At 65.7% G+C, this 13,980-nt stretch carries 13 protein-coding genes and 1 tRNA gene; 10 read left to right on the top strand and 4 right to left on the bottom strand.

Annotated elements, in window-relative coordinates; all coding sequences use genetic code 11:
- Positions 1 to 1,102 (bottom strand): DNA translocase FtsK 4TM domain-containing protein (locus tag ACLFQI_RS06030; protein ID WP_410757983.1); only part of this gene is annotated, 1,102 nt, incomplete at its 3' end.
- 173 nt (positions 1,103 to 1,275) lie between these two features.
- Here ACLFQI_RS06030 and trxB point away from each other — a divergent pair.
- From trxB to infA, 5 genes are all read left to right on the top strand, one after another.
- The gene (trxB, locus tag ACLFQI_RS06035; RefSeq protein WP_410757985.1) at positions 1,276 to 2,232 is read left to right on the top strand and encodes a thioredoxin-disulfide reductase; all 957 of its coding nucleotides are present in this window, start codon (positions 1,276 to 1,278) and stop codon (positions 2,230 to 2,232) included.
- A gap of 25 nt (positions 2,233 to 2,257) precedes the next feature.
- Positions 2,258 to 3,403 carry a GNAT family N-acetyltransferase gene (locus ACLFQI_RS06040; RefSeq protein ID WP_410757986.1) on the top strand — a complete coding sequence of 382 codons (1,146 nt, stop codon included), beginning with the start codon at positions 2,258 to 2,260 and terminating at the stop codon, positions 3,401 to 3,403.
- Positions 3,404 to 3,434: 31 nt separating this feature from the next.
- Complete coding sequence (gene aat / locus ACLFQI_RS06045; protein WP_410757997.1) at positions 3,435 to 4,154, top strand: leucyl/phenylalanyl-tRNA--protein transferase; 720 nt, start codon at positions 3,435 to 3,437, stop codon at positions 4,152 to 4,154.
- Positions 4,154 to 4,906 (top strand): arginyltransferase, encoded by a 753-nt coding sequence (locus tag ACLFQI_RS06050; protein WP_410757988.1) that lies wholly within the window; start codon positions 4,154 to 4,156, stop codon positions 4,904 to 4,906. Before aat ends, ACLFQI_RS06050 begins: the two co-directional genes overlap by 1 nt.
- Before the next feature lie 95 nt (positions 4,907 to 5,001).
- A complete protein-coding gene (infA, locus tag ACLFQI_RS06055; protein WP_410757989.1) occupies positions 5,002 to 5,220 on the top strand; it encodes a translation initiation factor IF-1 in 219 nt (72 codons plus the stop codon).
- Between the two features lie 146 nt (positions 5,221 to 5,366).
- On the opposite strand, the gene clpA is transcribed toward infA, so the two are convergent.
- Positions 5,367 to 7,634, bottom strand: a complete 2,268-nt coding sequence (clpA, locus tag ACLFQI_RS06060; protein ID WP_410757991.1) for an ATP-dependent Clp protease ATP-binding subunit ClpA — start codon at positions 7,632 to 7,634, stop codon at positions 5,367 to 5,369.
- A gap of 54 nt (positions 7,635 to 7,688) precedes the next feature.
- Positions 7,689 to 8,039 carry an ATP-dependent Clp protease adapter ClpS gene (gene clpS, locus ACLFQI_RS06065; RefSeq protein ID WP_410757998.1) on the bottom strand — a complete coding sequence of 117 codons (351 nt, stop codon included), beginning with the start codon at positions 8,037 to 8,039 and terminating at the stop codon, positions 7,689 to 7,691.
- 328 nt (positions 8,040 to 8,367) lie between these two features.
- Between clpS and cspD the strand changes: the two genes are divergently transcribed.
- Complete coding sequence (cspD, locus tag ACLFQI_RS06070; protein WP_410757992.1) at positions 8,368 to 8,577, top strand: cold shock domain-containing protein CspD; 210 nt, start codon at positions 8,368 to 8,370, stop codon at positions 8,575 to 8,577.
- A gap of 157 nt (positions 8,578 to 8,734) precedes the next feature.
- Here the strand turns inward: cspD and icd are convergent, their stop codons facing one another.
- Positions 8,735 to 9,994, bottom strand: coding sequence for an NADP-dependent isocitrate dehydrogenase (icd, locus tag ACLFQI_RS06075; protein ID WP_410757993.1), 1,260 nt, complete (start codon positions 9,992 to 9,994; stop codon positions 8,735 to 8,737).
- Positions 9,995 to 10,172: 178 nt separating this feature from the next.
- Between icd and ACLFQI_RS06080 the strand changes: the two genes are divergently transcribed.
- The 4 genes from ACLFQI_RS06080 (at position 10,173) to ACLFQI_RS06095 (ending at position 13,980) form a co-directional block, all read left to right on the top strand.
- Entirely contained in the window at positions 10,173 to 11,021 is an 849-nt protein-coding gene (locus ACLFQI_RS06080) for a M48 family metallopeptidase (protein ID WP_410757994.1), read from the top strand.
- 122 nt (positions 11,022 to 11,143) lie between these two features.
- Entirely contained in the window at positions 11,144 to 12,394 is a 1,251-nt protein-coding gene (locus ACLFQI_RS06085; protein ID WP_410757995.1) for a lipocalin-like domain-containing protein, read from the top strand.
- A gap of 65 nt (positions 12,395 to 12,459) precedes the next feature.
- The gene (locus ACLFQI_RS06090; RefSeq protein WP_410757996.1) at positions 12,460 to 13,839 is read left to right on the top strand and encodes a hypothetical protein; all 1,380 of its coding nucleotides are present in this window, start codon (positions 12,460 to 12,462) and stop codon (positions 13,837 to 13,839) included.
- A gap of 64 nt (positions 13,840 to 13,903) precedes the next feature.
- Positions 13,904 to 13,980 (top strand) — tRNA-Met (locus ACLFQI_RS06095).

The following is a 13,980-nucleotide window of genomic DNA, read 5'->3' on the forward strand; positions in this document are numbered from 1 at the left end:
GCGCGGGCGTTGGCGCGAATGCCGTGGGCGCCGGCTGCGGAGTCTGGGGTTTGGGCGCCGATTCTGGCACGAATTCTGGCGCTGATTCTGGCGCGGGCTCTTCCGAGACGTTTGTCCGAACGGCGACATCGGTCTGTGCTCGAACAGGCGTCGAGGCGGCCTCGAAGCCGGCGCCGATCCCGATCCGAAGCCTTGGCTGCGCGCTTACCAGGGGAGCCGGGCTCGGCTGTGAGGCCGCCAAGATGTGGATGGCATTGCGTGGCGCGCGCGGGGAGGGCGGCGCGTCGGTCTCCAGGGCGGCCTCCTCCGCGTCGCGGGGCGGCCCCTTGTCGACCATTGGGGCAAGCTCGGCGTCGGGTCCGTTCTCGATCTCCTCATCCTCGTCGTTCCAATCCGTGGTCCAGCCCGCCTCCCAGTCATCATGCTCCCAGTCCTCCTGTGGCGGGTGCTGGCGGCGCTCGGCGCGCGCGGCCTGTATCTGCCGATACAGACGCGGCGGCAAACGCAACAGCAGCAAGGCGAGATCGCCGATGCCATCGACGATGAGCAGTGGCGACATGCCAGTGAAGAGCGAGAGGCCGGTCAGCAGCAGCCCGAGGAGCACGAGCGAGCCGCCACCGAGGCCAAAACCCGCGCTGGCCGTGTCCGCGATCAGCAGTCCGAAGGCGCCGCCGATGCCGTTGGGCAGATCGCCGAACGGACCCGCGACCTGCAGGCTGGCCAAGCCGGCGCCGGCGCCGAGGGTGAGCAGCAGGCCGCTCCAGCGCAGCACCAGCCAGTAGAGCTTGGTCTCGGGTTCCGGCTCGTGCTCGCGAAAGACGAGGAAGGCGCTGGCGGCGAGCGCCACCGGGATCAGGTAGGCGAACACGCCGACCAGGAACAGCGTCAGATCGGCGAACCAGGCGCCAAGTCGCCCGGCGGCATTGTTGACGGCGCCCTCGGCCCCCACGAAGGACCAGCCGGGATCGTCCGGTGAATAGGTGGCCAGTGCCAGGACCAGATAAAGCGAGAGGATGACGACGGCCCAGAGCGCGCCTTCGCGCCAGGCGCGCTCAAGATAATCGCCGAGACGGGGCTGTCTGAGTCGAGTCGCTTGTTCCACAGGATCCTCCTTAAGGTTTGGCGGATTATAGCCTTAGACGGAAAACTTCGTCGTGTTTCGATGTTTGCGCAGCGGCGCTGTCCCGGACGGTCGGCAACACCGCGCTGCTTTACCGGACTCGGGTCCCTGCGTACCATCAACGCTTTGACTCAAGGTGTGTTGGAGTTTTGATCATGAGCGACACCAAGCATTGCCAGCTGCTGATCCTCGGCTCGGGACCGGCGGGTTATACGGCAGCCGTCTACGCGGCGCGCGCCAATCTGGCGCCGGTTCTGGTGACCGGCATGGAGCAGGGCGGGCAGTTGATGACCACCACCGAGGTCGAGAATTGGCCGGGCGACCCGGACGATCTGCAGGGCCCGGACCTGATGGAGCGCATGCGTCGCCACGCCGAGCAGGTCGGCACCGAGATCCTGTTCGACCACGTCAACAAGGTCGCCTTGGATCAGCGTCCGTTCCTGCTCAGCGGGGACTCGGCCACCTACAGCTGCGATGCGCTGATCGTCGCCACCGGTGCCAGCGCCATGTACCTTGGGCTGGAGTCCGAGGAGCGGTTTCGCGGTCGCGGCGTCTCGGCCTGCGCGACCTGCGATGGCTTCTTCTATAAGAATCAGAAGGTGGCGGTGATCGGCGGTGGCAATACCGCCGTCGAGGAGGCGCTCTATCTGGCCAATATCGCCGCTGAGGTGACTCTCGTGCATCGCCGCGATGCGCTGCGGGCGGAGAAGGTGCTGCAGGATCGGCTGCTGGAGAAGGCCCAGTCCGGTAACGTCAAGATTGCTTGGAACCATGTGCTCGATGAGGTGCTCGGCGACCAGAGCGGCGTCACCGGCATGCGCATCAAGCATGTGCAGCAGGGAACCACCGAAGACATCGAGCTGCAAGGGGTGTTCATCGCCATCGGCCACAAACCGAATACCGGCATCTTCGAGGGCCAACTCGAGATGAACAATGGCTACATCAAGGTCAAATCCGGCACCGATGGCAATGCGACCGCGACCTCGGTGCCGGGCGTATTCGCCGCCGGCGATGTGATGGATCATGTCTATCGGCAGGCCATCACCTCGGCCGGTAGCGGTTGTATGGCGGCCTTGGACGCCGAGAAGTATCTCGACGGGCTCGACGCCTAGGCGGCCTGCTGCTGGGGCGGCGCCGATGTATCGACTGCGCGTGCATTCCTCCATCGACCAGCTCGCTGCCGCCGACTGGAACCGGCTGGTCGGCGACGATCTGCCGCACCTGCGTCATGAGTTCCTGGCCGCGATGGAGCGCCACGGCTGCGTCGGCGAGCGCTTCGGTTGGCTGCCCCGGCATCTCGGGCTCTACGATCGGTCCGAGCAACTGGTGGCTGCCGCGCCCTGTTATCTGAAATTCAATTCCTACGGGGAATTCGTCTTCGACTGGGCCTGGGCCGATGCCTATCGGCGCGCCGGCCTGGCCTATTATCCGAAACTGGTGATCGCCTCGCCCTACACGCCGGCGACCGGTCAGCGTGTCCTCACCGGCACCGCCTCTAACCGCGCCGAGCTGGCGGCGGCCTTGGTGCGGGGCTCGGTCGAGGTGGCCAAGGAAGCGGGCGCCTCGGGCGTCCACTGGCTGTTCAGCAGCGAGCAGGAGATCGACTGGATGCGCGCCGAGGGCCTGCTGCCGCGTCTCGGCTGTCAGTTCCACTGGCGCAGCCAGGGCGAGGTCGATGTCGAGGCGCTGCTGGCCCGTTTCAGTGCTGAGAAGCGCAAGAAGATCAAGCGCGAGCGTCGCCGGGTGGTCGAGGCCGGCGTGCGGATTCGTCGCTTGCGGGGGAGCGAGGCGAGTGCCGAGGAGTGGGCGATCTTCCATCGCCTCTATGAGGACACCTTCGACAAACGCGGCGGTATCCCGACCCTGTCCTTGCCGTTCTTTCGCGAGATCGGCGCGACCATGGGCGAGAATACGCTCTTGGTCCTCGCCGAGCATGACGGCGAGATCGTTGCTGCGGCCTTTTGCTTGGTGGGCGCGCGCACCCTCTATGGGCGCCACTGGGGCTGCTCGCAGGCATTCCACAGCCTGCATTTCGAGGCCTGTTATTACCAAGGGCTCGAGCATTGCCTCAGCCATGGGCTGACCGGCTTCGAGCCCGGCGCGCAGGGCGAGCACAAGGTCGCGCGCGGCTTCTTGCCGACGCGCACCTGGTCGGCGCATTGGTTGGCCGAGCCGGGATTGCGCGAGCCGATCGGTCGCTTCCTGGCGCATGAAATCGAAGCGGTCGAGGATTACATCGACGAGATGAACGCGCGCAGCCCCTATCGGCGTGCGCCCGGTTGAGGTCGACGTGCAGCCTATCGCACCCATGCCGATGCCCTATCTACTGGCGCCGAATGACCCGAGCGGGGCCTTCCCGGATCCGGCCGAGGCCATGCGCGACCCCGATGGGCTGCTCGCGGTTGGCGGCGACCTGAGCACCAGGCGCTTGATCAATGCCTATCGGCATGGAATCTTCCCCTGGTATGGCGAGGGCGATCCGATCCTCTGGTGGTCGCCCGATCCGCGCACGGTGCTGCTGCCGAATCGGCTGCATCGCTCGCGCAGTCTCCGTAAACTGCTGCGGCAGCGTCCGTTCGGGGTCACCATGGATCGCGATTTTCCGGCGGTGATCCGCGCCTGCGCCGGGCCACGCGCCGACCGTCAGGGCACCTGGTTGCTGCCGGAGATGATCAACGCCTATTGTGCCCTGCATGTGCATGGGATCGCGCACTCGGTCGAGGTCTGGCAGGCGGGGCAGTTGGTCGGCGGCCTCTATGGTGTCGCCCTGGGAGGCGCCTTCTTTGGCGAATCGATGTTCAGTCGGGTTGACAACGCGTCGAAGGTGGCGCTGGTGCATCTGTGCGAGTATGTGCTCGGCCTGGGCGTTGAGCTGATCGATTGCCAGGTGTTGACCGCGCACATGCAGCGCATGGGGGCGCAGCCGATGCCGCGCGCGCATTTCATGGAGCGCTTGCAGGCGTTGCGCGATCACCCGCTCGCGCCCGGTACCTGGGACGATGGTCGGGTCCATTATCCGGGAGGGGAATCCTGATGAACGCGAATCGCAACAGTCCAGGCCATCTGCAGCTCTACCTGACCGGCGAGCACGACTGCTCCTATCTCGATGGGCTGCGCGCGCGCACCCTGTTCGTCGACCCGATGGCGCGCATCGATCGGGAACGTGCGCAATGGTTGCAGCAAATCGGTTTCCGCCGCAGCGGCATGCACTTCTATCGACCGGCCTGCCGCAGCTGTCAGCGTTGCGTGCCGGTGCGATTGCCGGTGGCGGCGTTGCAACCGAATCGCTCGCAGCGACGCAATGCCGCGCGCAACGATGCCGAGGTGCGCATCGCCTTCAAGCCGGCGCAACTGCACCCCCGTCATTATCAGCTCTACGAACGCTACATCCTGGCCCGCCATGGCGATGGCGACATGGCCGAGGATGTCTCCATCGAGACCTATATGCGCTTCCTGCTCAGCCCTTGGGGCGGGCAGACCTGGCTGATCGAGGCCTACCTGGGCGAGCGACTGATGTCGGTGGCGGTGACCGATGTCTTCCCGGACGGCCTGTCGGCGCTGTACACCTTCTTCGACCCGGATCTCTCGGCGCGCGCGCCCGGCACCTACGCGGTGCTGACCCAGGCGCGCGAAGCGGCGCGGCTCGGATTGCGGCATCTATACCTGGGGTATTGGATCGAGGACAGCCCGAAGATGGCCTATAAGCAGCACTTTCGGCCGCTCGAGGCCTGGGATGGGAAGCACTGGCGGCGATTCGAGCGCGGCGAGCCGATCCGCTTCCTATGATATACTTTTCCGGTTCTACAGCGGCGATTGGCCAGGGCAGGCGGTCTTGACCGATGCCGCATGCGATCGCGACATCACAAGACAGATTTCAATACATGGCAAAAGAAGACGTTATTCAAATGGAAGGCGTGGTCGTCGAGACCTTGCCGAACACCGTATTCCGCGTCGAACTCGAGAACGGTCACACGGTCACGGCCCATATCTCCGGCAAGATGCGCAAGCATTACATCCGCATTCTCACCGGCGACAGGGTGACCGTGGAACTGACCCCCTATGACCTGACCAAGGGACGCATCACCTATCGCGTGCGCTGACAGGCGGGCGCGGACGGAACATCCCTGCTCCGTCCACCGATTCGCCCCCGGCTCGACCCCAGCCTGTCCCCAAGCCTGTCCCAGGCCTCGCGTTGCGCCCGCGCTGATTCGCTCCCACGCCAGCGGAGGCGGCATGCGGCGCGCTGTTAGGCTGCGGTGGTCTTCTCGACCTCGAAGCCGAATGTCAGATCGTCGTTCTCGCCGAGTCGGACAATCACGGTACCGCCGGCGCTGAGTTCGCCGAACAGCAACTCGCTGGCGAGCGGCTTCTTGATGTGGTCCTTGATCACGCGTGCCATCGGTCGCGCGCCCATCTTCGGGTCGTAGCCCTTCTCCGCGAGCCAGGCCCGGGCCTCGGGCTCGACCAGCAGCGCGACCTTCTTCTCGGCGAGCTGGGCCTCGAGTTCGAAGAGGAACTTGTCCACCACGCTGGTGATGGTCTGGGCGTCCAGGGACGCGAACTGCACGGTCGCATCGAGCCGATTGCGAAACTCGGGCGAGAAGTATTTCTTCAGCGCCTCCATGCCGTCGCTGGAATGATCTTGCTCGGTGAAACCGATCGAGCGGCGGCTGGTCTCCTCGGCGCCGGCGTTGGTGGTCATCACCAGGACGATGTTGCGGAAGTCCGCCTTGCGGCCGTTGTTGTCGGTCAGGCTGCCGTGATCCATCACCTGCAACAGCAGGTTGAACACATCCGGGTGCGCCTTCTCGATCTCGTCGAGCAGCAAGACCGCGTGCGGATGCTTGGTGACCTCCTCGGTCAGCAGGCCGCCTTGGTCGAAGCCGACATAGCCGGGCGGGGCGCCGATCAGGCGCGACACGGTATGCCGCTCCATGTACTCGGACATGTCGAAGCGAATCAGCTCCAGGCCCATGATGCGCGCGAGCTGGCGGGTGACCTCGGTCTTGCCGACACCGGTCGGGCCGGTGAACAGGAAGGAGCCGATCGGCTTGTCCTCGGTGCCGAGTCCGGAGCGGTTCATGCGGATCGCCGAGGTCAGGGCGTCGATGGCCTCGTCCTGACCGTAGACCACCATCTTCAGATCGCGATCGAGATGGCGCAGCGACTCGGTGTCCGAACTCGACACCTTGCGCGTGGGGATGCGCGCGATCTTGGCGACGATGGTCTCGACATCGTTGACGTCGATGCGTTTCTTGCGCTTCCCGGCCGGGCGCAACTGCACATTGGCGCCGGCCTCGTCGATGACATCGATGGCCTTGTCCGGCAGGTGGCGGTCGTTGATGTACTTGGCCGAGAGTTCGGCCGCCGCGCGCAGGGCCGGGTTGGTGTAGCTGACCTGGTGATGCGCCTCGAAGCGGGTCTTCAGCCCCTTGAGGATCTCGATGGTCTCTTCCACCGAAGGCTCGTTGACATCGATCTTCTGGAAACGCCGCGCGAGCGCGCGATCCTTCTCGAAGACGCCGCGGAACTCCTGATAGGTGGTCGAGCCGATGCAACGCAGCTCGCCAGAGGCGAGCACCGGCTTGATCAGGTTGGAGGCGTCCATGACACCGCCGGAGGCGGCACCGGCGCCGATGATGGTATGGATCTCGTCGATGAAGAGGATCGCGTGCGGCTTGCGCTTGAGTTCGGCGAGCACCGCCTTCAGCCGTTTCTCGAAATCGCCGCGGTACTTGGTGCCGGCCACCAGGGAGCCGAGATCGAGCGCGTAGATCACCGCGTCATCGAGGATCTCGGGCACCTGGCCGTCGACGATCTTCTTCGCCAGCCCTTCGGCGATCGCGGTCTTGCCAACCCCGGCCTCGCCGACCAGCAGGGGATTGTTCTTACGCCGCCGACAGAGGATCTGCGCCGTGCGCTCGACCTCGGTGGCGCGGCCGATCAATGGATCGATGCGGCCCTGGCGCGCCATCTCGTTGAGATTGGTGGCGAAGTTCTCGAGGGCGCTGGGCGCTTCCTTGTTGTCGCCACGCGCCTCGTCCGGCTCGGCCTGGATCTCGTCGTCCTGGTCCTCGCCCGGCACCTTGGAGATGCCGTGCGAGATGTAGTTGACGACATCGAGCCGCGAGACATCCTGCTGGTTGAGGAGATAGACCGCCTGGCTGTCTTGCTCGCTGAACAGGGCGACCAGCACATTGGCGCCGGTGACCTCCTTCTTGCCGGCTGACTGCACGTGGAACACGGCGCGTTGGAGCACACGCTGAAAGCCTAGCGTGGGCTGGGTCTCGCGCTCGTCGTTCTCGGCGATCAGCGGCGTGGTCTCCTCGATGAAGGTGCTGACATCGCCGCGCAGCTTGTCGTTGTCGGCGGCGCAGGCACGCAGCACCTTGGCGGCGGCTGGGTTGTCGAGCAGGCAGAGCAGCAGATGCTCGACCGTCATGTATTCGTGCCGCTTCGCCCGTGCCTCCTTGAAGGCCTGGTTCAGCGTGAATTCAAGCTCTTTGCTTAGCATGGACAGTGCCCCCGGGATATGACGAAAGGAAAGGTGTGTGGTTCAAGGCGCATCTCAGGCCTCCTCCATCGTACAGAGCAGCGGATGATGGTTCTGGCGCGAGAAATCGTTGACCTGCGAGACCTTGGTCTCGGCGATGTCGCGCGTGAAGACGCCGCAGACGCCCACCCCGCGCGTATGCACATGCAGCATGATCTGGGTCGCCTTCTCGGGCGTCATGGCGAAGAAGGTCTCGAGGACATGGACGACGAACTCCATCGGCGTGTAGTCGTCGTTGACCAGCAGCACCTTGTACAGCGGCGGGCGCTTGAGGGCGGGCTTGGCCTCTTCCACCGACAGCCCGGAGCCGTCGTTGCCCTCTTCTTGGCTCGACAGGCGAATCCGGGCGTGGCTGCTGGCGTGGATGAGCGGGTCTGGCATAGATCGGTAGGGCATCGGCCTGGTCAGCATGCTTCAGTACCATCGGGTAGGGGCCGTGCGGCGCAAGGTTCGGTGTTAAACGCTTCGCGCATCTCACCTTGAGTAGGGATCATGCAGCAAAAAATACAGCCCCCGGAGGGTTGGCGTCTACGCTCCCGTGGGCGCTCCCATCGGTGCTGCGCGATTGACCAAGCAGTATAGGCAACTATACTTGCTTGTCACGACCGCATCGTCCCTTCAGCGGCGGCCGCGCCCATTACAACAAGCTGAAACAACCAACCGAAGTGCAACTGAAGTTGTGGAGGAGTCTCGAATGATCACAGGTATCGTCAAATGGTTTAACAACGCCAAGGGCTATGGCTTCGTCAAGCCCGACGGTCGCGACGAGGATGTCTTCGTGCATTTCTCGTCGATCGATATGGATGGCTATAAGACCCTGAAAGAAGGGCAGAAGGTGCAATTCGAGATCTCGCAGGGGCCGAAGGGCCTGCATGCGGCGACGGTCCAGCGCGCGCTGCAATAGTCGCCTGGGGCACGACCCCGGCGGGCGCCTCTGGCTGGCCGCCGGGGTTGGCGAACTGGAGCCAGGCCAGGTGGTCCAGGTCAGGGGGGGCCAGATGGGCCAGTGGGGGAATCGCAGGCCCGGAGATTCCGCCGGACCTGGAGAGTCCAGGTCCGGCTCAGTCCATGTTGGCGATCACCGCATCGCCGAATGCCGAGCAACTCAGCTTGGTCGCGCCCTCCATCAGTCGCTCGAGATCGTAGGTCACGGTCTTGGCCGCGATCGAGCCCTCGATGCCCCTGACCACCAGATCCGCGGCCTCGGTCCAGCCGAGGTGGCGCAGCAGCATCTCGCCCGAGAGCAGCAGCGAGCTGGGGTTGACCTGATCCTTGCCGGCGTACTTGGGCGCCGTGCCATGCGTGGCCTCGAACATGGCGACGCTGTCGGAGAGGTTGGCGCCCGGCGCCATGCCGATGCCGCCGACCTGCGCGGCGAGCGCGTCGGAGATGTAGTCGCCGTTGAGGTTGAGGGTGGCGATGACGTCGTAGTCCTTCGGCCGCAGCAGGATCTGCTGCAGGAAGGCATCGGCGATGACGTCCTTGACGACGATCTCCCGGCCGGTCTTCGGACTCTTGAACGCACACCAGGGGCCGCCGTCGAGCAGCTCGGCGCCGAACTCCTCGCGCGCCAGCGCATAGCCCCAGTCCTTGAAAGCGCCTTCGGTGAACTTCATGATATTGCCCTTGTGCACCAGGGTCACCGAGTCGCGCTCATTGTCGATCGCGTACTGGATGGCCTTGCGCACCAGGCGCTGGGTGCCCGCGCGCGAGACCGGCTTGATGCCGATGCCCGAGCTGTCCGGGAAGCGGATCTTGGTCACGCCCATCTCCTCGCGCAGGAAGGCCACCAGCTTCTCGGCCTCCGGCGAGCCGGCCGACCATTCGATGCCGGCATAGATGTCTTCCGAGTTCTCGCGGAAGATCACCATGTCGGTCTCCTCGGGCTTTTTCAGTGGGCTCGGCGTACCCTGGAAATAGCGCACCGGGCGCAGGCAGACATAGAGATCGAGGCGCTGGCGCAGGGCGACGTTGAGCGAGCGGATCCCGCCGCTGACCGGGGTGGTCAGCGGCCCCTTGATCGAGACCACATAATCGCGCACTGCTTCGAGGGTCTCGTCCGGCAGCCAGACATCGTCGCCGTAGACGCGGGTGGCCTTCTCGCCGGCGTAGATCTCCATCCAGGCGATCTGGCGCCGGCCGCCATAGGCCTTGCTGACGGCGGCGTCCAGGACCTTCTTCATCACCGGGCTGATGTCGACGCCGATGCCGTCGCCCTCGATGTAGGGGATGATGGGCTGGTCCGGGACGACCAGGCTGCGGTCGGGGTTGACGCGGATCGGCTCGCCGCTTGCTGGAATCTGGATGTGTTCGAAGGCCATGGCCATGATGCTCCTGTTGATCGAATGACTGAGATATTACCATTGCCGACGAGGCCGATGCGGAGCGGGTCATGAGCGAGGCATCGACCGCTCGGCGCATCGTCGGGGAAGGCGGGCGCATGCCTGTTTTGAAGCCTGGCTTGCAATGCGTGCCCGGCCTTACTGAGGAGTTTCGTCCATGAGACCAACCCGCGTGAAGACGAGGACGCAGACAGGTCCGAACGACTGGAGAAGACGGCTGCGACGACTGCCATCGCTGCTGCTGGCGCTGATCCTGTCGGTGCTGGTGTTCTCATGTGCGACGGCGCCGGAGACCGGCCGCCAGCAATTGCTGTTGGTGAGTCCGAGCGAGGAAGCCAGGCTGGGCGCGCAGACGTTCGAGCAGCTCAAGCAGCGGCAACCGGTGGTGACCCGGGGTGAGGAGGTGGCGATGCTGCAACGCGTCGGCGAGCGCATCAGCCGGGTCGCGTCCTTGCCGCATGCGCGTTGGGAGTTCGTGCTGTTCGAGGACGAGACGCCGAATGCCTTTGCGCTGCCCGGCGGTAAGGTTGGCGTGAATACCGGCATCTTGCCGATCACCCAGGACGAAGCGGGCTTGGCGACGGTGATCGCCCATGAGATCGCGCATGTGGTGGCGCGTCACGGGGCGGAGCGGATGTCGCAGCAGATGCTGGTCGAGTTGGGTGGCGCCGGGATCTCGGCGGCCTTGGGCACGGAGGCCGAAGCGAACCGCGAGCTGATCATGCAGGCCTATGGGGTCGGCGCTCAACTCGGGGTGCTGTTGCCCTATTCGCGCACCCAGGAGCTGGAGGCGGACCGGCTCGGGCTGCTGTTCATGGCGCGAGCCGGCTATGACCCACGCGCGGCGGCGGCGTTCTGGCGCCGGTTCGCGGCTTACAACGCGCGCCGGGGCGGGCCGATGCTGGAGTTCCTGAGCACCCATCCGCTCGATCACCGGCGGATCGCCGAGCTGGAGCGCTCGATGCCGCGCGCGGTGGCGGAGCACGAGCGGGCTCGGGCGCGTTAGGCGAGGGACGGAGATCGCCTGAGGTGCCTGGAACAGGCGGCCTTGAGCGGCGTCCGGCAACCATTCGAGCGCGCCTGACCGCCGCGAGTCGATGTGCGAATCGTTTCTTGAGGACTCTGTAGATGCGTTGGCTCGCGTTACCGCTGGTCTTGATCGTTCTGGCTGGGCTGGCTTACGGGCTTTGGCCGCGCGGTTCGGTCTCTGGCGACGTGGGCCTCGATGTCCCGACCCTGGCGGCCGCGTTGGCCGCGACGGACAGGGACGCGGCTGCCAAGGCTGTTGAGCTTGACGGGACACTGGTGTTTCCGCGCGATCATGGCGCGCATCCGCAGGCACCGGCCGAGTTCTGGGAGCTGACGGCGTTGCTGCGCGATGCGCGCGGGCGGTCGGTGGCGGTGCGCTTATCGCTGGCGCGGCTCGGGCGGGGATGGGCGGATGGACGCGCATCGGCGCTGGCCGCCGATGCGCTGCTGGCCGGAGAATGGACGGTGATGGCCGACACCGACGCCATGGCGCGGCCGGCGCGGCAGCAGCGGGTCAGTCGCGCGGCGCTGGGGCTTGCTGGCGCGGGCGCGGATGAGAGCGGCGGCGAGCGCGTCTGGGTCGAACGCTGGGCGCTGTCTCGCACCGCCGACGGTGGATTCGGGTTACGCGCCGAGACCGATGAGGGCGTGCTGGAGCTGGCATTGTCATCGCTCAAGCCGCCGGTGGTGTTGGATCGGCGGACGCTGGTGGGCGCGCCGGAGCGAGGCGCGTCGGCGTTCCGGTTCTACAGCCAGTCGCGGTTGGCGGCCTCCGGAACGCTGCGCGTGAAGGGGGTCGAGCAGACGCTGCGGGGATGGGCGTGGTTCGATCATGGCTGGGGCGCCTTGGCGGAAGTGCTTGCGGGCGGCCGCGGGCAATTGGTCGCGAACCGGTTTCGGTTACAGCTCGACGATGGCTCGGAGCTGGTTTGTCTCCATCTTCGCCGGCGCGGCGGTGGCGGCATACCGATTCCAAGCTGCGTCTGGATCGGTGTCGATGGCGAGACGCTGAACTTGCGGCGTCGGGATCTGACGTTGGCGCCGCGGGCGGCGGGTTGGGTGGCCGAGGATGGGGTCGAGTATCCGCTGGGCTGGCGCTTGCTGATCCCCGCGCGGGGGCTGGAGCTGGAGATCGAACCCCTGTTCGACGCTGGCGCTCGGGCGCGCTCTTCGGCCTCGCTCGCGGCGGCGAGCGGGGCGTGGCGCGGGGCGGTGCGCGTGAGCGGTCGGCGCGAATCGGAGGCGATCAGCGGCAATGGTCGAATGGACCTCAACGGCTATGGCGAGCAAGCGCCGTCCGGAACCCGATCAGGCAGGGATGGTCCATCTCCTGCATCCACTGCGTTTTAAGGGTGAGCCTTGTGTCGAGGAACCTGTTGGTGGGACGTCGGCGACGACTGTTGGTAGGCAATGCGTTGCTTATCCTGATCATGGGCTTGATCGCGTGCGATGGCGCTCGGCCCGTCGCCGTGACCAAGGCCGAGCCGGGCCCGATCCCGGCGTCCGCGCAGCGTTCGGGCGATGCCGAGGCGGGTTACGAGGCCTTGGTCAATCGCGCGGTGGTGACCTGCGGTTTGCCCTATGACGCCTATGCCGCGAGTCGCGGCGCGCCGGAACCCGAGTACGCGCTGCAAGGCCGGCGCGGTCGCAATGCCGAGTTGCCCTATGCGCTCACCGCGTTCACCGCCGAGAGCGGTGTCGAGCTGGTGACGAGCAATTGCCTGGGCTGCCACGCGGCCCCGCTGAATGGCGAACTGGTGATTGGGCTCGGCAACGAATTCCTCGACTTCACCGCCGATCCGGTGCTGGCGGTCGAGGGTGCCGGGGCCTCTGTCGAGGGCGCGGCCGAGGTGACGGAATGGCAGCGGTGGGCCGATCGGCTCGGCGCGATCGCGCCCTGGTCGATGACCGACACCATCGGCGCCAATCCAGCGCAGGCGATCACCTTGGCATTGATGGCGCACCGCGATCCAGAGACCCTGGCCTGGTCCGACGAGCCGCTCCTACCCTTGCCCTCCACCGAGGTCTTGCCGGCGAGCGTGCCGCCCTGGTGGAACGTCGGCAAGAAGCACGCGATGTTCTACAACGGCGAGGGGCGCGGGGATCATGTCGGTTACATGATGCTGGCCTCGACCACCTGTACCGATTCGGTCGCCGAGGCGCGCGCGATCGATGCCTGGTTCAAGGATGTGCGCGCCTATTTGGCCAGCCTCGAGGCGCCGGCCTATCCCTATCCGATCGATGCCGAATTGGCCGCCCGGGGCGAGCGCCTGTTCAAGGCCGAGTGTACCGAATGTCACGGTCGTTACGGTGAGCGCGAGCGCTATCCCAACGAACTGGTCGCGCTCGATGAGGTGGGGACCGATCCGGCGATGGCCGAGGCGGCCTATCGGCATGCGGACCGCTTCGCGCGTTGGTTCAACGCGTCCTTCTATGGCCGCAATGCCGATGCCCAACCGGGGCTTGGTTATGTCGCGCCACCGCTGGATGGTGTCTGGGCAACGGCGCCCTATCTGCATAACGGCTCGGTGCCGAGCTTGGCCACGCTGCTTGAAAGCGACGAGCGGCCAAGGTACTGGAGGTTCGAGAGCGCAAGCCCGGACTATGACCAAGACGCCCTCGGCTGGCGCTATCGGCGCCTCGAACAAGGGCGCGAGCAGTTCGCCAGCCTGGAGGAGCGGAAATGGGTCTATGATACGACCCGGCCCGGTTACGGCAACCAGGGTCATGACTTCGGCGACCTGCTCGATGACGACGAACGGCGCGCGCTGCTCGAGTACCTCAAGACGCTCTGAGCGCGATAGAGTCAAAAAACCGCTTGCATTCGCCTGCAGGCGAGTCTATAGTAGGCGGCTCAGTTGCGGGGTGGAGCAGTCAGGCAGCTCGTCGGGCTCATAACCCGAAGGTCGCAGGTTCAAATCCTGCCCCCGCTACCA

This window comes from Halochromatium sp., from assembly GCF_046541315.1.
In the GTDB taxonomy this organism is placed as follows: domain Bacteria; phylum Pseudomonadota; class Gammaproteobacteria; order Chromatiales; family Chromatiaceae; genus Lamprobacter.

Excerpts from the sequence above, each read along its gene's own strand:
- trxB (WP_410757985.1), top strand. The coding sequence starts at position 1,276 with ATGAGCGACACCAAGCATTGCCAGCTGCTGATCCTCGGCTCGGGACCG.
- ACLFQI_RS06040 (WP_410757986.1), top strand. The coding sequence starts at position 2,258 with ATGTATCGACTGCGCGTGCATTCCTCCATCGACCAGCTCGCTGCCGCC.
- aat (WP_410757997.1), top strand. The coding sequence starts at position 3,435 with ATGCCCTATCTACTGGCGCCGAATGACCCGAGCGGGGCCTTCCCGGAT.
- ACLFQI_RS06050 (WP_410757988.1), top strand. The coding sequence starts at position 4,154 with ATGAACGCGAATCGCAACAGTCCAGGCCATCTGCAGCTCTACCTGACC.
- infA (WP_410757989.1), top strand. The coding sequence starts at position 5,002 with ATGGCAAAAGAAGACGTTATTCAAATGGAAGGCGTGGTCGTCGAGACC.
- clpA (WP_410757991.1), bottom strand. The coding sequence starts at position 7,634 with ATGCTAAGCAAAGAGCTTGAATTCACGCTGAACCAGGCCTTCAAGGAG.
- cspD (WP_410757992.1), top strand. The coding sequence starts at position 8,368 with ATGATCACAGGTATCGTCAAATGGTTTAACAACGCCAAGGGCTATGGC.
- icd (WP_410757993.1), bottom strand. The coding sequence starts at position 9,994 with ATGGCCTTCGAACACATCCAGATTCCAGCAAGCGGCGAGCCGATCCGC.
- ACLFQI_RS06080 (WP_410757994.1), top strand. The coding sequence starts at position 10,173 with ATGAGACCAACCCGCGTGAAGACGAGGACGCAGACAGGTCCGAACGAC.
- ACLFQI_RS06085 (WP_410757995.1), top strand. The coding sequence starts at position 11,144 with ATGCGTTGGCTCGCGTTACCGCTGGTCTTGATCGTTCTGGCTGGGCTG.